At 60.9% G+C, this 19,221-nt stretch carries 2 protein-coding genes; both read left to right on the forward strand.

Going from position 1 to position 19,221, the window contains the following annotated elements; translation table 11 throughout:
- Positions 1 to 5,147 (forward strand): non-ribosomal peptide synthetase (locus tag G8767_RS32170; RefSeq protein ID WP_166813897.1); only part of this gene is annotated, 5,147 nt, incomplete at its 5' end.
- A 93-nt stretch (positions 5,148 to 5,240) separates the two neighbouring features.
- Positions 5,241 to 19,157 (forward strand): non-ribosomal peptide synthetase, encoded by a 13,917-nt coding sequence (locus tag G8767_RS32175; RefSeq protein ID WP_166813899.1) that lies wholly within the window; start codon positions 5,241 to 5,243, stop codon positions 19,155 to 19,157.
- The last annotated feature ends 64 nt before the right edge of the window (positions 19,158 to 19,221 follow it).

Here is a 19,221-nt window from a genome sequence, read left to right on the forward strand (position 1 = left end):
TGTTCGAGGTTGCGGTGTTCAGGGCTCCGGTGACGGCGGTGGAGGAGATCGTTGCGTCGGTGTTTGCCGAGGTGTTGGGTGTCGATCGTGTGGGTCTCGATGACGATTTCTTCGCACTCGGCGGCAACTCCCTCAACGCCACTCGCACGATCAAGCGAATCGCCGACGCTCTCGATACCGAACTTTCGGTTCGAGTTCTGTTCGAAGCGTCCACGGTGCAGGATCTCGCGGCACATGCCGAAAGCCGGACCGGTTCGGGCGGGCGAGTCGCGCTGACCGCTGTCGAGCGGCCAGAGCGGATTCCGCTTTCGTTGGCGCAGCAGCGTATGTGGTTCCTCAACCGATTCGACGGGAGCGCTGCGGCATACAACATCCCGATGGCGCTGCGCCTTCAGGGTGATCTCGATGTCTCGGCGCTGAGCGCGGCCATCTCTGATGTGATCGGGCGGCACGAATCACTTCGAACCGTCTACCCGGAAATCGGAGACGGTCCGGTGCAGGTCGTCAAGCCTGTGTCGAGTTGGTCGGACGAAATCGTCGCAGAACCGACCGGCGTGGACGAACTCGAAGGTGAGTTGGTTGCACTGGCGTCGACGCGCTTCGACGTCACGCGCGAGATTCCGATTCGTATCCGGTTGTTCCAGTTGGCTTCCGACGAATACGTACTCGGTGTCGCGATTCATCATATTTCCGCCGACGGTTCCTCGATGGCGCCGTTCGCTCGAGATGTGGTGACCGCATACGCCTCGCGGGTTGCCGGGTACACGCCGTCCTGGGCTCCCCTCGACGTTCAGTACGCCGACTACAGCCTGTGGCAGCGAGAGGTGCTGGGCAGTGAGGAAGACCCGGGATCTATCGCTTCGCAGCAGATTGCGTACTGGAGCGATGCTCTCGCCGGGCTGCCTGATCAGCTTGCACTTCCCGCCGATCGGCCGCGCCCCGCGACGCAGTCCTTCCGCGGCGGTTACCTGCACTTCGATATCGAGGCAGAGTTGCATGCTCGGCTGAGCAGTCTTGCCAGGGCAAACAATTCGACGTTGTTCATGCTCACGCACACTGCGTTCGCGATGTTGTTAGCTCGACTGTCCGGAACCGAGGACATCGCGGTGGGTACGCCCATTGCCGGACGTGGCGAGCGGGCACTCGACGATCTCATCGGCATGTTCGTGAACACCTTGGTGTTCCGTACGCAGATCGACAGCGGTGCGCCGTTCCTCGATCTGCTCGGACGTGTCAGGGAGACCGACCTTCAAGCGTTCGCACATTCGGACGTTCCGTTCGAGCGACTCGTGGAGGTGCTCAACCCACCGCGCTCGACCGCTCGTCATCCGCTCTATCAGGTCGGCTTCCTGTTCCAGAACATGGAAACCGGAGGGCTCGAGCTTCCGGGACTTACCGTCAAGGGCGTCGATATCGACAACGGGGTCGCGCAGTTCGATCTTCAGTTGATCGTCAGTGATCGGTACGACGTCAACGGATCTGCAGCCGGCATCACGTCGATGTTCAGCTACGCGCATGATCTGTTCGACGAGTCGACCGTGCAGGACTTCGCCGATCGATTCGTGCGATTGCTCGGGGAGATCGCGTCGGATCCGTCGTTGACCGTCGGCGACTTCGCGCTGCTGGACTCGTCCGAGAGCGACCGGATCCTGAACCGCTGGAACGACACCGATCACTCCGTCCCGGGAGCGACTCTGGTCGAACTGTTCGACGAGCAGGTCGGTTCGAACCCAGGTGCGGTGGCGTTGGTCGCCGGGAACACGTCGCTGACCTACGCCGAGTTCGATGCACGTGTCAACCGTCTCGCACGCCATCTGATTGCAACCGGTGTCGGTCCGGAGTCGTTGGTCGCGTTGTCAATCGAGCGATCGGTCGAACTGCTGGTCGCCATGTACGCGGTGGTGAAGGCAGGTGGTGGATACGTGCCGATCGATCCGAACCACCCGGCGGATCGCATCGAGTACGTGTTGACCATGGCAGATCCGGTCTGCGTCCTCACTGCCTCGACCACTGCGAAGAATCCGGCGTTCGGTGATTCCGTGATCGAGGTGGACACGATCGATCTCGCGTCCTACGCGGAAGCGGCGGTCACCGATGCGGATCGCAGTGCTCCACTGCGAGTGGACAACACCGCTTACGTGATCTTCACGTCGGGATCGACGGGGCGGCCGAAGGGCGTCGCGATCTCGCATCGGGCGGTGGTCAACCAGATTCTCTGGAAGCGCGATCAGTACGGCCTGGACCGATCCGATGCGATGGTGCTCAAGACGGCGGCAACCTTCGACCTCTCGGTCTGGGAGTTCTGGTCGGCACTGACTTCCGGTGCACGACTGGTGATCGCCGAACCCGAAGGTCACAAGGACCCGAGTTACCTGCTCGACCTGATGACGCGGGAGAAGGTCACGACGCTCCACGTCGTGCCGTCGATGCTCGCGATGTTGCAGTCGGCGTCGGAAAATGGCCTTCCGGAATCGCTTCGTCAGGTGCTCGCGATCGGTGAAGCGTTGCCGGCCGCGACCGCGACCGAGTTCGCAGAACTCAGCGACGCGCAGTTGGTGAATCTGTACGGGCCGACCGAGGCCGCGGTCTCGGTGACAGCGCACGTCGTCGGTTCGGGTGATGCGACTGCGGTTCCCATCGGTGCGCCCGAATGGAACACGCAGCTGTTCGTGCTCGACACGCGTTTGCATCCGGTCCCCGTCGGAGTCACCGGGGAGCTTTACCTCGCCGGTGCCCAGCTTGCTCGCGGCTATCACGGGCGCGCGGATCTGACGTCGGAACGATTTGTGGCCAACGTCTTCGGTGACGCGGGTTCGCGGTTGTACCGCACGGGCGACCTTGTCCGGTGGACGGAAAACGGTGAACTCGACTACGTGGAGCGCGCCGACTTCCAGGTCAAGATCCGTGGCTACCGCATCGAACTCGGTGAGATCGAAGCGCTTCTTCGCAAGCAGACCGGTGTGGACTCCGCTGTGGTGGTGGCCAAGTCGGATGCGCGTACCGGTGATCGACTTGTCGGCTATGTCGTTCCTCAAGGCGGGGACAGCATCGATGTCGAAGCATTGAAGCGGACTCTTGTGGCGGAGTTGCCGAGTTACATGGTGCCGGCGGCGTTGATGGTGTTGGACGAACTACCGCTCAACATCAACGGCAAGGTCGATCGCAAGGCACTGCCCGACCCCGAATTCGAGGCGACCGAGTTCCGTGCGCCGACCAACCCCGTCGAAGAGATCGTCGCAGGTGTGTTCGCTGACGTACTCGGTGTCGCGAGGGTCGGACTCGACGACGATTTCTTCGAGCTCGGCGGAAACTCTCTCGTCGCGACGCAGGTCGTGTCGAGGCTGGGTGAGGCGTTGGATGCGCAGATTCCGGTCCGTGTGATCTTCGAGGCGTCGACTGTCGGTGCATTGGCGTCGAGGGTTCTCGAACACGCGGGATCGGGTGGCCGCCCACCGTTGGTGGCTCAGGTGCGTCCGCACGAGATTCCGCTGTCGTTGGCGCAGCAACGTATGTGGGTGCTCAATCAGTTCGACAAGACGTCGGGTGCGTACAACATCCCGGTCGCGATTCGACTGTCCGGCGCACTCGATGTCGACGCACTTCGCTCGGCGGTTTCGGATTTGATCGAGCGACACGAAGTGCTCCGGACGGTGTACCCGGACCAGGGCAACGGACCGGTTCAGATGATCGTGCCACGCTCCGCGGCGACCGTGGGCCTGGAAGTGATCGCAACCGACGAAGCGTCGGTCGCCGAACAGGTGGCTGACACAGTTCGCGAGGGCTTCGATGTCACGACGGCCGTTCCGTTGCGAATCCGTCTCTTCGAGGTCGACGAATCCGAGCGGGTTCTCGTCGTGGTCGTTCACCACATCAGTGGCGACGGCTTCTCGATGGCTCCGTTGATCAGAGACACCATGGTCGCGTACACCGCACGTACCGGCGAGGAGACGCCGGAGTGGGCTCCGCTCGAAGTGCAGTACGCCGACTACACGCTGTGGCAGCGTGATGTCCTCGGATCGCCGGAGGACGCGAACAGTCAGCTGGGCCGTCAACTCGCGTACTGGGTGAACGAACTCAAGGGCATTCCGGAGCTTCTGGAACTGCCGACCGATCGGCCGCGGCCGGCGCGCGCGAGCATGCGCGGTGCGGAATTCGAGTTCGCGGTCGATTCCGAGACCACGGACCGGCTCGCGACGATCGCACGGGAGCAGAATTCGACAGTCTTCATGGTGGTTCACACCGCCCTGGCCGTTCTGCTGGCGAAGATGAGTGGATCGAACGACATCGCAATCGGAACACCGATCGCAGGTCGAGGTGAGCGAGCTCTCGACGATCTTGTCGGGATGTTCGTCAACACGCTGGTCCTGCGAACGGAGATCGCTCCTGCTTCGACGTTCGTCGACCTTCTGGCGCACGTGAAGGACAAGGACTTGTCGGCATTCGCCAATGCCGACGTACCGTTCGAGCGGTTGGTCGACGAACTGGGGCGAGAGCGCTCTCACGCATACTCGCCGCTCTTCCAGGTCATGCTCACATTCCAGAACATGGCTCTCGGTACGTTCCAACTCCCGGGTCTCGAACTCTCTGCGGTCGACAACGGTTTCGACCAAGCGATGTTCGATCTGCAGCTCACCGGTATCGAGCAATTCGACGATGCCGGGGTGCTGTCCGGGCTGAGGATGCGTTTCACCTATGCGACCGACCTGTTCGACGAATCGACCATCGCGCTTTTCGCGGCGCGATTCGGGCGGGTGCTCGAAGAACTGGTGACCGATCCCGAGGTCGTGGTTCGTACGATCGACATCGTGACCGAGCAGGAACGCGAGGAAGCGAGCGCTGCCGAGCCGAAGTCCGCGGCAGATCTACCCGACCTGGCAGCCGCAGCGGCGGCCGCCGATCCTGAGGCAGTTGCATTCACTCACGGTGATCAGGCGGTCACCTTCAGTGAGTTGTCGACCAAGCTCGTTGCCATGCGTACCGCCATGGGAGCTGCTCTGGCCCCCGATGCTCTGGTGTCAGTGTCCCTCGCCGGCCTTGTTCCGGGCATCCTGCCGGCACTCGGCGTCGACGGTCTCGCCACACTTGTGAGCTCGGTGATAGCTGACGCACAGTCGGTGTCAGCGGGCCGTGGGGGTACGGCCGGGTAACATTCAGTATTTGCCCAGTGAACGCCTCCGGCCGAGCAGAACGCTGTGCTCGGCCGGGGCGCACTTCACGAAAGTCAGTTGGAGGAAGTGTAGATGTCCGTCGGTATTCCGGGACCGCAGTCGCTGACGATCGAAGATCTGCCGAAGTTGGTAGCTGCAGTTGCGGCGGTAGATCCTGATCGTGTGGCTCTGAGCCACGGTGGAACCGAAATCAGCTACGGACGACTCAATGACGAGTTGGTCACTCTCGACACCGCGATGGGTGGCGCGTTGGGGGCGGATGCCCTGGTTCCTGTTGTCGTTTCCACGGTGCTGCCAGAGTTGATCGCCAGCGAGGCCGACGGTCTCGGCGCGGTGGTCGACCGGCTCATCACTGACGGCACTTCGGTCGTCGAGGTAGCGTCGGAGTCCGATGCCCACGTGACCCTCGCAGGACTCTTCGACGAGCAGGTCGGGCGGACGCCGGACGCGCTCGCGCTGGCTTACGACGGAACTCAGCTCACCTACGCACAGTTCGACGCTCGAGCGAACCGCCTCGCCCGTGAACTCGTCACGGCAGGTGTCGGACCGGACAGCCTCGTCGGTCTCGCAATGCGCCGATCGATCGATCTCCTCGTCTCGATGTACGCGATCGTCAAGGCCGGCGGCGCGTACGTTCCACTCGACCCGGATCATCCTGCCGACCGTCTCGCTTACGTGCTCGAGATCGCGAAGCCGACGGCCGTGCTCACACGTACGGCCGATGCAGTGGTACTCCCGCTCGGGACTCCGACGCTCGACGTCGACACTGTCGACTTGTCCGTTCACGCCGAGACAACCGTCACCGATGCCGACCGGTTGGCGCCGCTGCGCGCGGACAACACTGCGTATGTCATCTTCACGTCCGGATCGACCGGACGCCCCAAAGGCGTTGCAGTCTCTCACCGTGCCATCGTCGCGAACCTGCAATGGCGCCAGGCCGAGTACGGATTCACTTCCGACGACGTGATCTTGCAGAAGACACCTTTCACTTTCGACGTGTCGGTGTGGGAGTTCTTCTGGCCGCTGCAGGTCGGTGCATCGTTGGTGATCGCAGAACCGGACGGACATCGTGATCCGGCGTACGTGGCTCGCACGATGATCGAGCGCGGGGTGACGGCGGTGCACTTCGTGCCGTCGATGCTCGCAGTGTTCGTTGCCGAACCCCTTGTCGCGCAGGTCGAAACCCTTCGCTACGTGTTCGCTTCCGGTGAGGCGTTGCCGGCTCGGACCGCGGCACGTCTGCGCGCGGTCAGCGGTGCTGAACTCCACAATCTGTACGGCCCGACCGAAGCTGCCGTCGACGTGACGTACTACGAAACCGGTGAGCGAGATCAGGTGTCGGTGCCGATCGGCGCGGCCGTGGCAGACACCGAGCTCCTGGTGCTCGACGACGCGCTCCGGCCGTCGCCTTCGGGAGTGGCAGGAGAGCTCTATCTTGCCGGGATTCAGCTGGCCAGAGGATACGTGTCGCGACCGGATCTCACGGCAGACCGCTTCGTGGCTCGGCCGGGCGCTACCGACGGATCGCGGATGTATAGAACCGGAGATCTGGTGCGCTGGCGCGGCGTCGGAGCGAACCGCCAGCTCGAATACATCGGCCGCACCGACTTTCAGGTCAAGCTCCGCGGTCTGCGCATCGAGCTCGGTGAGATCGAGGCGGCACTGCTCGACTGTGACGGTGTTTCCCAAGCCGTGGTGGTCGTCCATTCGGACGAAACGATCGGCGACAACTTGGTCGCGTACATCGTCGGCGAGGCTACCGATTCAGCGATTCTGACGTCGTCGCTGGGTGAACGGCTACCCGAATACATGGTCCCTGCCATGTTTGTCGAACTGGACGAGTTTCCGCTCAATGCCAGCGGCAAGCTGGATCGAAAGGCCTTGCCGGCACCCGAATTCGCGTCGAAGACGGTTGAGTACCGCGAGCCCGCGACACCCACCGAAGCCGGTGTGGTCGCGATCTTTGCCGATCTACTCGGACAGGATCGGGTAGGGGCAGACGACGGCTTCTTCGAACTGGGCGGCAACTCGTTGCTCGCCACCCGCGTGGTTGCGCGTATCAATGCCGAACACGGCATCTCCATCGACATGCGTAATTTCTTCGACGCACCCACGGCCGCGGAACTTGCCGTCTTCATCGACGAAGCGAAAACTTCAGAAGACCGCAAGGTTCACGTTCCCCTGATTGCTCGCGAGCGCCCCGAGTTGGTTCCGCTGTCCTTGGCGCAGCAGCGCATGTGGTTCCTCAACCGATTCGAACCAGAATCGGCAGTCGACCATATTCCGGTCGCGCTGCGGCTCAGCGGAGCGCTCGATGTCGATGCGTTGCAAGGCACACTCGAGGATTTGATCGAGCGGCACGAGATCCTTCGGACTGTGTACCCGGAGGTCGACGGCGTCGGATATCAGCGCCTGGTCGACATTGCAGCCGTGGTACCGAACCTGACTCCCATACAGGTAGACGAGTCGGCGATCGTCGAGCGCGTAACCGACTTCGTCACTCCGGGATTCGACGTGACCACCGAGGTTCCGATTCGGGCGGCGCTTTTCCAACTCGCCGCCGACGAGTTCGTCCTCGTGTTCGTCGTCCATCACATCAGCGGTGACGGGTTCTCCATGGGACCGTTGACCAAGGATATCGTTACGTCCTATGTGTCTCGGACACAGGGAATTGCGCACGATCTGGCTCCGCTGCCCGTACAGTTCGCCGACTTTGCACTGTGGCAGCGCAAAGTTCTCGGCAGTGAAGACGACCCGGATTCTCTGATCACTCGCCAGGTCGACTACTGGCGCCACGCGTTGGCCGGTATCCCCGATCAGCTCGATCTCCCGTCGGACCGCCCGCGTCCGCGCGTCGCGTCGAACCGGGGAGCCGGGCACACTTTCACGATCGAGCCTGAGCTCCACCAGGCTCTCGATCGAATTGCGCTGGCCAACAACGCATCACTGTTCATGGTTTTGCACAGTGCTGTGGCGATTCTGCTGGCGCGGTTGTCCGGGACTTCGGACATCGTGATCGGCACTCCGGTCGCCGGTCGAGGCGATCAAGCTCTCGACGACCTGATCGGAATGTTCGTCAACACGCTCGTCCTCCGCACGGAGGTTGACCTCGCAGCTTCGGCAAAAGACATGATTTCGCGGGCCCGCGAATCCGACCTCAACGGGTTCGGGCACGCCGATGTGCCATTCGAGCGACTGGTAGAGGTACTCAACCCGGCCAGGTCTCAGGCACGGAACCCTCTGTTTCAGGTGATGCTCTCGTTGCAGAACCTGGGACAGAGCATGCAGCAAAGTCTCGAGGTTCCGGGACTGCGCATTTCCGGACTGGACGTAGAGTCGTCGGCTGCGAAGTTCGACCTCCAATTCACTGTGTGGGAATCGGATACCGCGGACAAGGTCGGTGGGTTGACCGTCGCGCTGGTCTATGCGACCGACCTGTTCGACGAGTCATCTGCCAAGTCAATCGGAAAGCGGTTGATTTCAGTTCTCGAAGCAGTGGTTGCCGATCCGTCGGTTCGGGTTGGTGATGTGGATTTGTTGGATTCGGGTGAGCGTTCGTTGGTGCTCGAGTCGTGGAATGACACGGAGCATGAGGTCGCGGATGCGTCGTTGGTGGACGTGTTCGATGCTCAGGTGGTGCGGTCGCCGGGGGCGGTCGCCGTGTCGTTCGACGGTGTGTCGTTGTCGTATGCGGAGTTCGATGCTCGGGCGAATCGTGTTGCCCGGTATTTGATTTCGGTGGGTGTGGGGCCGGAGGCGCTGGTTGGTGTGGCGGTTCGTCGGTCGGTTGATTTGTTGGTGGCGGTTTACGGTGTGCTCAAGGCTGGTGGTGGGTACGTTCCGGTGGATCCGGACCAGCCTGCCGAGCGCAATGCGTACGTGCTGGGGGCGGCCTCGCCGGTGTGTGTGATCAGCACTTCTGATGTTGGTTTCGATGCTGGTGTGGCACCGGTGGTCGAGGTTGATGTTGTTGATGTGTCTGGTTTTTCGGATGCTCCTGTCTCTGATGTGGATCGGGTTTCGCCGTTGCGGTCGGAGAATACGGCGTACGTGATTTTCACCTCGGGGTCGACGGGGCGCCCGAAGGGTGTGTCGGTTTCGCATGCGGCGATTGTGAATCGGTTGGCGTGGATGCAGAGCGAGTACGTGTTGGGCTCGTCGGATGTCGTGTTGCAGAAGACGCCGTTCACGTTCGACGTGTCGGTGTGGGAGTTGTTCTGGCCGTTGCAGGTTGGTGCTCGGTTGGTGGTGGCGGTGCCGGACGGGCATCGTGATCCGCAGTATTTGACTTCGGTCATTGTGGGGGAGGGTGTGACGACGGTGCATTTCGTGCCGTCGATGCTCGAGGTTTTCGTGGCGGATTCGTCTGTGGCTGCATGTGTTTCGTTGACTCGGGTGTTTGCGTCGGGGGAGGCGTTGCCGGCGAGTGTTGTAGCTGATCTGTGGGCTGTGTTGCCGGGTGTCGGTGTGCATAATTTGTATGGTCCGACCGAGGCCGCAGTGGATGTGACGTTCCACGAGGTGGTGGCGGGGGATGTTGCTGGGGTGCCGATCGGTGCTCCGGTATGGAATACGCAGGTATTTGTTCTGGACTCTCGGTTGAATCCGGTGCCGGTGGGTGTTGCGGGTGAGTTGTATCTGGCGGGCGTTCAGTTGGCTCGTGGGTATATGGGGCGGCCGGATCTGTCGGCGGATCGGTTTGTGGCGAATCCGTTTTCGGGTGATGGTGCGCGGATGTATCGCTCAGGTGATGTTGTGCGGTGGACTGCGTCGGGTGAGCTGGAGTACATCGGGCGTAGTGATTTTCAGGTGAAGTTGCATGGTTTGCGAATTGAGCTCGGTGAGATCGAGTCGGTGATTCGTGAGCACGAGTCGGTGTCGTCAGTGGTTGTGGTGGTGCGTGACGAGGTTTTGGTTGCGTACGTTACCGCCGCTGCTGTTGGTGGTGTGGTGGACGTTGACGAGTTGAAGAGGGTTGTTTCGGGTCGGCTGCCGGGGTACATGGTGCCGGCGGTAGTGATGGTGTTGGATGAGTTGCCGTTGGGTGTTTCGGGGAAGTTGGATCGGAAACTTCTTCCGGATCCGGTTTTCGTGGCGCGCGAGTTCCGGGCACCGTCCACTGTCGCCGAAATCGCGGTGGCCGGAGTCTTCGCAGATGTTCTCCGGTTGGAACAGGTCGGTCTAAATGACGACTTCTTCGCGCTCGGCGGAAACTCTTTGGTCGCAACGCAGCTGGTGGCTCGCGTAGGTCAAGCGCTCGACACTCAGGTTCCGGTGAGGGTGTTGTTCGAGGCTTCGACTGTCGAAGGTTTGGCAGCGCAGGTTGAGTTGATAGCAGGGGCAGGAGGGAGGGCCGCGCTCGTGGCCCGCCCACGGCCGGCGTTGATTCCACTCTCACTAGCTCAGCAGCGAATGTGGTTCCTCAGCCGCTTCGATCCTGATTCTGCTGTCAATAACATTCCGATCGCCTTGAAAATCAACGGGGTCCTGGATGTTTCGGCGCTGAGGCATGCGATCTCGGATGTAATCGAACGCCACGAGTCGCTCCGGACCGTCTACCCGGAGCAAGGTGGACAAGGACAGCAGGTAGTCCTCCCGTCGTCCGAAGTGCCGGTTGAACTGACACCGAAGGTCATCGACGCCTCGCGCGTTCACAACGAACTTCTGAGTTTCGCGCTCCAGGGCTTCGATGTGACGTCAACGGTTCCGGTTCGGGTCGGGTTGTTCGAACTTGCCGAGAATTCGTACGTTCTGGCCTTCGTTGTGCACCACATCGCAGCGGACGGGTTCTCGATGCGTCCGTTGACTCGGGATGTCATGGTTGCCTACGCCGCTCGGGTTTCGAACGGCGTTCCGAATTGGATTCCGCTCGAGGTGCAGTACGCCGATTATGCACTCTGGCAGCGGGAGGTCCTCGGCGACGAGGACGACCCGGATTCGTTGATCTCGGCTCAGTTGGACCACTGGCGCTCCGTCCTCCGTGATTCTCCGGAAGTGCTTGCGTTACCGGCTGACCGCCCCCGTCCGGTCGTCGCCTCGAATCGTGGCGCTACGTATCGCTTCTCCGTCAGCGAAGAGATTCGGTCGAGCTTGGACTCACTCGCACGCGAGCGGAACGCATCGCTGTTCATGGTGATGCATTCGGCCCTCGCCGTGCTTCTCGCAAGGTTGTCCGGTACCAGTGACATCGTGATCGGTACTCCGGTTGCAGGGCGAGGCGAAAAGGCGCTCGACGATGTGATCGGTATGTTCGTGAATACACTGGTCCTGCGGACTCCTGTTGACCTCGCCAGTTCGTTCAGTGCGCTCGTCTCGGCAACGCGGAGGACAGACCTTCAGGCGCTCGGCAACGGCGATGTTCCGTTCGAGCGGTTGGTCGAGGTGCTCGATCCCACCCGTTCGCAGGCACATCACCCGCTGTTCCAGGTCGCGCTGTTCTTCCAGAACATGTCGCAGGATGCTTTGGAGCTTTCGGGATTGGAGGTCTCAGGCGTCGAGTTCGATGCTGGTATCGCGAAATTCGATCTTCAACTTACTCTCGCTCCCCGCGTCGAAGATGCGCTCGAAGACGGCATGTTCGCCGAGTTCGCATACGCCACAGATCTGTTCGACGAGTCGACGATTCGTGGATTCGCCGATCGGTTCACCAGGATCCTCGAACAGGTGGTCGTGGATCCGTCGATCACCGTGGGTGACATCGAACTGTTGGAGGAGGCCGAGCGCGAGTCGCTGTTGACTGCGCGCAACTCCACCGCACATGACATCGGGAACAGTGAGACATTGGCTTCGCTGTTCGACACTCGCGTTGCGTTGGCACCCGATGCTGTTGCCGTGGTGTTCGACGGCCAGTCGCTGACCTATGGCGAGTTGTCGGAACGTGTGAACAAATTGGCACGCAAGCTGATCGAAGATGGTGTCGGGCCCGAATCGTTGGTGGCCTTGGCGATGCGTCGATCGCTCGATCTCGTAGTAGGTATTTACGCGGTGATCGCCGCGGGCGGAGCCTACGTGCCCTTGGATCCCGATCACCCCGCCGAGCGAATCGGGCACATCCTCACGACGGCCGATCCAGTCTGTGTGCTGTCGACGACGAGGGATGCTTTCGTAGCGCCGAACGGCGCCGACGTGTTGTTGATCGACGGTGTCGATCTCTCGAGCTATTCAGCTTCAGTCGTTTCCGATGCTGATCGGCGTGGTCGACTGCGTGATGTGAATGCCGCCTACGTGATCTTCACCTCGGGTTCCACGGGGAAGCCCAAGGGCGTTGCGGTCTCGCATCACGCCATCGTGAACCAGGTCCTGTGGATGCAGGATCAGTACGCCATCGGCACGGAAGACGTCTATCTGCAAAAGACTGCAACGACATTCGACGTCTCGTTGTGGGGATACTTCACTGCGCTTTTGTCCGGTACGAGAGTGGTGCTGGCGTCTCACGACGGACATCGAGATCCCGCGTATCTGGCTGGTCTGATCGAAGATCATCGGGTGACGTTGACGGACTTCGTTCCGTCGATGTTGACCGTCTTCGCGACGTCGGTTCCGGAACACGCATTGGTGTCGCTGAGGGACGTATTCGTGATCGGTGAGGCATTGCCGCTCGAGACGGTGCGTGCATTCGCTCGGGTGTCCTCTGCAGGTTTGCACAATGTGTACGGCCCTACCGAGGCTGCGGTCTCGATCACCTACTACGAGGTCGACGGATCGGAGTCGACAGGTACTCCGATCGGTGTGCCAGAGTGGAACTCGCAGGTCTACGTGTTGGACAGTCGGTTGCATCCGGTGCCGGTAGGCGTTGCAGGTGAGCTGTATCTGGCCGGTGATCAACTTGCGCGCGGTTATGTCGCGCGACCCGATCTCACCAGTGATCGCTTTGTCGCGAACCCATTTGTGGAGGCGAGCGACACGAACAGTGAAGTCAATGCCGGTGGCAGTCGGATGTATCGCACCGGGGACTTGGTGTGGTGGAACACCGCAGGCGAGCTCGAGTATGTCGGGCGTACCGATTTTCAGGTCAAGTTCCGTGGTCAGAGAATCGAACTGGGTGAGATCGAATCCGCTCTGTTGGCGCAGGCTACGGTGGCTCAGTGCGTGGTCGCAGTGGTGCACACGGACACCGGCGACCAGCTCGCTGCGTACGTTGTCGCATCACCGAGTTCGGTCATCGACTTGGCTGTTTTACGGGCATCGCTTCCGAAAGTTCTGCCGGCGTACATGATTCCGACGGCAATCGTTGTGCTGGAAGAATTGCCGCTTAACTCGTCAGGGAAGCTCGACCGGAAGTTGTTGCCTGAGCCGAAGTTCGAGGTCGCGGTGTTCCGAGCTCCGGCGACCCCTGTGCAGGAGATCGTGGCGTCGGTATTCGGCGAGGTCTTGGGTGTTCCGAGGGTGGGCCTCGATGATGATTTCTTTGCTCTGGGTGGGAATTCTCTGATCGCCACGCAGGTAGCGGCGCGGTTGGGTGAGGCTCTGGATTCGAGGGTGGCGGTTCGGCTGTTGTTCGAGGCGTCGTCGGTCGAGTCGTTGGCAGCGCGGGTGGAGTCAGAAGTCGGCTCAGGTGACCGGGTGGCTTTGGTTGCTCAGGTCCGGCCGGAGCGAGTTCCGTTGTCGTTGGCGCAACAGCGAATGTGGTTCCTGAACCGTTTCGAACCTGAATCTGCAGTGAACAACCTTCCCCTGGCCATTCGATTGACGGGCAGCTTGAATGTCGCTGCCCTGCAAGTTGCTGTCGCTGATCTTGTTGCACGGCACGAAATTCTGCGGACCGTGTATCCGGAATTCGATGGCGAGGGATACCAGCGAGTTCTTTCTGCAACCGAGTCTGTGTCGCTTGCGGTTCCAGTTGAAATCGCCACGGACGACGTCGTGAAGGTTGTGACCGAGTTCGTATCGGTGGGTTTCGATGTCACCAGTGAGGTGCCCGTCCGCGCACGACTGTTTCGCGTAGATGATCACGAGCACGTACTTGTTTTCGTGGTTCATCACATTGCGGGCGACGGATTCTCCTTCGGGCCGCTGTCGCGCGACGTGATGGCCGCGTACGCAGCGAGGCTGTCGGACGACGCCCCGAATTGGGAACCCTTGGCAGTGCAGTATGCCGACTACTCTCTGTGGCAGCGACAGGTATTGGGTGCAGCGGACGACCCTTCCAGCGTCCTGTCGCGTCAGTTGCACTACTGGACGCAGACGTTGGCCGGCGCTCCTGATGTTCTCGATCTGCCTGCAGACCGAGTTCGGCCGAAGGTTGCATCGAATCGGGGAGCCGACTTCGCATTCCGGATCGACCGACGGATCAACGAAGCCATGAATGTGATAGCCCGGGAACGTCGGGCGTCGTTGTTCATGGTGGCGCACGCGGCACTGGCAGTTCTCTGCGCGAGATTATCGGGGACATCGGACATTGCGATCGGTACACCCGTTGCGGGGCGTGGTGATCGAGCACTTGACGACATGATCGGAATGTTCGTCAATACCCTGGTGCTTCGCGCAGATGTACCTTCGGACGACTCGTTTGAAGCGCTACTGGATCGAGTCCGCACGGCGGATCTGGGCGCATTTGCGCACAGTGACATACCGTTCGAGCAGCTGGTAGACGTACTCGACCCGGAGCGTTCGCAGGGGCGTCATCCACTTGTGCAGGTTGTTCTGACGTTCCAGAACATGGCCCCGAGCGTCTTCGAGTTGCCTGGGCTGTCAGTTTCGGGCGTGGACCCGGACACGGAGTTCGCGAAGTTCGACTTGCAGTTGACGTTGGCTGAGCAGTTCGACGAATCCGGAGCCGCTGCTGGATTGGCAGCGAAGTTCACTTATGCGACAGATCTTTTCGACGAATCGACCGTGGCGTCTATGGCATCGCGCCTCGTTCGAGTGCTCGAGGCCGTGGCTGACAATTCGGGTGTTGTGGTAGGCGACATCGAATTGCTGGAGCCCTCCGAGCGTGCGGATGTGTTGGGCGAGTGGGCCGTTCCAGGTGTCAACGTGAACGCGGATGCGACTCTCGCGGCGATGTTCGAATCGCAGGTTCGCGATACGCCGGATGCGATTGCCGTGGTTTTCGAGGGTCGGCGCCTCACATACAGTGAGCTGGATTCCTCGGCGAACCGGCTGGCGCGCAAGCTCGTTGAGTTTGGCGTTGGTCCGGAATCGCTGGTGGCCGTCTTGTTGCCGCGTTCGGTCCAGTTGGTGGTTGCACTCCTGGCAGTGGTCAAAGCTGGAGGTGGATACCTTCCGGTGGATCCGTCGTATCCGGCGGAGCGTATTGCGTACACACTCGCTGATGCGCGGCCTTTGGTTGTGCTCGGATCGGCAGATCTCGCGATCGATATCGAGGTGCCGGTTTTGGACGTCACCACCGAAGATCTTTCCAGCTACGACGCGGCCGCTCTCACCGACGCAGACCGTTGCGGACGACTGCGCGCCGATGACGTTGCATACGTGATTTACACATCCGGTTCGACCGGTCGTCCGAAGGGCGTCGCGGTTACCCACCGAAATGTCGTCGAGTTGTTCGCGAACTCTCAACCGAATTTCGAATTCGACTCGTCAGATGTGTGGACGTTGTTCCACAGCTACGCATTCGACTTCTCTGTATGGGAGTTGTGGGGTCCGTTGTTGTACGGCGGTACTGTTGTGGTCGTCGACTACCTGACCTCGCGATCGCCGGAGCAGTTCCGCGAGTTGGTTGTACGCGAGAAGGTAACCGTCCTCAACCAGACTCCGTCTGCGTTCTATCAATTTGCCGAAGCTGATCGCGCCGTTGGCGATTCTGCTGGCTCTCTGTCCTTGAAGCATGTGATTTTCGGCGGCGAAGCGCTGGATCTGTCTCAACTGACGCGCTGGTACGACCGGCACGGCGATTCGTCGCCACGGTTGGTGAACATGTACGGCATCACCGAGACGACGGTTCACGTCTCTTTCCTGGGCTTGGATGCGGAGATGGTCCGTGGAACGTCGGCCTCCGTGATCGGCCGTGGGTTGGGTGGGTTCTCGGTGTTCGTGCTCGACGACAGATTGCGCCCTGTCCCTGTCGGAGTGCGCGGTGAGATGTACGTTGCCGGGGCGCAACTCTCACGTGGTTACGTGGGGCAACCCGGATTGACCGCAGGGCGATTCGTGGCTAATCCTTTTGCCCGCAACGGTTCTGGTGGGCTTATGTACCGCACTGGAGATGTCGCGCGTTGGAATGTGGACGGAATGCTCGAGTATGCCGGACGCAGCGACTCACAGGTCCAACTGCGTGGTTTCCGTATCGAGATCGGTGAGATCGAGGCTGCCCTTCTTCGCGTAGAGGGTGTCGCCCACGCCGTGGCGATGGTCCGTGCGGACGATACGCTCGGTGAGCGGTTGGTGGGATACGTAGTGCCCACGGCCGGCAGGGAGCTCGAGGTGTCCGATGTTCTGGCCTCCGTGTCGCAGTTCCTTACCGGATACATGGTTCCGGATTCGCTGGTTGTGCTTGACGCACTTCCATTGACGGTGAACGGGAAGCTGGACCGAAAGGCGCTGCCTGATCCGATCGTTCAATTGCGTGAGTTCCGGGCGCCTGTTACCCCGGTCGAGACTGTCGTGGCAGAAGTGTTCGCGGATGTGCTCGGGGTGGAACGAGTCGGCCTCGACGACGATTTCTTCGCCCTCGGGGGCAATTCGCTGGTAGCCACCAGGTTGGCTGCCAGATTGGGGCAAGCGTTGAATACGCAGGTGGCTGTGCAGATCTTGTTCGAGAACTCGACTGTCGCGAGTCTGGCGCGATCGGTTTCGGCGCTGGCCGGATCCGGAGCTCGGAAGGTGTTGGAGGCCCGCGACCGTCCGGAGCGCATCCCGCTGTCGCTGGCTCAACAGCGTATGTGGTTGGTCAACCAGATGGATTCGGCATCGCCGGCGTACAACATCCCGTTGGCGCTGCGATTGAGTGGTGAGTTGGATGTGGAGGCGCTCCGGGCGTCGCTTCGAGATGTTTTGGTGCGGCACGAATCTCTTCGCACCAAGTACCCGAGTGATGTGGATGGTCCGACACAGGTGATCGTCACCGTCGACGACATCGCGCCGGCTCTCGAAGTCGTCCAGCTCGAAGATGGCGGAGAAGCGTATGAACGAGTGGCGCAGTTCGTGTCGCGCGGTTTCGACGTCGCTCGGGAGATCCCAGTGCGAGCTGAGTTGCTGCAGCTCGCGCCTGGTGATTTCGTCTTCGTGCTCGTCGCACATCACATCGCTGCAGATGGCGAATCCATGGCACCGCTTGCGAGAGACATGATGGTTGCGTACGAGTCGCGTGCGCGAGGCGCATCTCCCACGTGGGCCGCCTTGCCTGTGCAGTATGCGGACTTCGCTCTGTGGCAGCGTGAGGTGGTCGGTTCGATCGACCAGGTGGGCTCTCCGGCTGCGAAGCAACTGGAGTTCTGGCGCCGAAACTTGAGTGGACTCACCGCGATCGGCGGATTACGGGCTGACAGACAGCGCCCGGAGCACATGTCGACCAAGGCGGGCGTTGCGGAGTTCACCGTCGATGCTGCGACTTCGGCCCGTCTCAACGAGATCGCTCGCGAACACAACGCGACGCTGTTCATGGTGGCGCACGCAGCCCTCGGTGTCCTGATCACGAGGATGGGTGGCAGTCGGGATTTTGCGATCGGCACCGTTGTGGCCGGTCGGGGCGAAAAGCATCTCGACGACGTCGTCGGCATGTTCGTCAACACTCTGACTCTTCGAACCGCGCCCGATCTCGATGCAGGCTTCGGTGAGTTTGTTTCGTTGGTGCGCGACACCGATCTCGAAGCGTTCGCGAACGGAGACGTGCCGTTCGAGGAGGTGACCGGTGCGCTGGGTGTTTCAGCGAACGACCTGTTCCAGATTGCACTGTCGGTCGAACCGATGGCCGGAGCCGAATTCAGCCTGGGCGGGTTGAAGATCACTGCCGTCGAGGGCGTCGAAGCAACAGCGAAATTCGACCTGCAACTGACACTCACATCGGATCCGCAGACGGAGGGGATGGTCGGGCACTTGGTCTACGCTGCGGATTTGTTCGATCAGCACACAGTCGACGGGTATGCCCAGCGCTTTGTCCGCGTCATTGAGCAGGTGGTCGCAGATCCGTCGCGTCCTATCGGCGACATCGAAATCATGAGTGTTGAAGAGCGGGACGCACTGATCGGTCTGTCAGAACCGGTGAGTACTCGGTCGGGCGAAACTTCGACGCTTCAGTTGCTTCCACAGCTCTTGGCTACGGCGGTAGAAGCCGACCCCGAGGCTCCGGCTCTTGCAGTTGACGGAGAAGAGTTCACGTATCAAGACGTTGACATGCGCTCGTCCCGACTTTCTCGCGAAGTAATCGGTGGCGGAATCGGCCCGGGAGATTTGGTAGCTCTGGTCGGTTTGTCAGGCTTGGACGCGGTTGTAGCAATGTGGGCGCTGTCCAAGGCAGGCGCTGCGATTGTCGCGGCGCCTGGTGGACATTCCATCGAAGGAGAAGTATTGCCGGATGCTGTTCGGATGGTAATCACATCTGTCTCGTCAGCAACGTCGATCAGTAGCCCCGACGTCACTACATTGCTACTTGACGACCCAGAAGTCATGGAAAGAATCGCTTCTCTCTCCGCTCGCCCAGTGAACTACGCAGATCGGACTCGTCTCCTCGGAGTCGACGACGTTGCGTTATCGTCGGTGACAGTAGACGCTGACAGCGTCAGTTACGGACAGCTCACCGAGATCATGGCGAAGCTTCGCAGCGCACACGACGTCGACTACGAATCGCGGCTTATGTACGCAGGGCCTATCGGTGACGAGTTAGCGGTGAAGACGGTGTTCCTCGCAGCCTCCACCGGTGCTGCGGTGGTGTTGCCCCCGAAGATACTCAACGGTACGGATATCAACCAGATATTGGCTGACGAATGGGTTACGCACGTGGTTGCGCCTTCCGAACGGCTCTCGTCGATCGAGTCTGAAAGTTTGCCCGATTTGAGATTCGTTGTCGACAGTGCCGACTGGGACAATTCCTAGGCATGTCTCGCGCCGTTCGTAGGCAAGGGGCTACTATTCGGCTCGAATAGTCGACCGGCTTCCA

Origin of the sequence: Rhodococcus sp. IC4_135 (genome assembly GCF_011602025.1) — a bacterium.
GTDB classification, from domain to species: domain Bacteria; phylum Actinomycetota; class Actinomycetes; order Mycobacteriales; family Mycobacteriaceae; genus Rhodococcus_F; species Rhodococcus_F baikonurensis.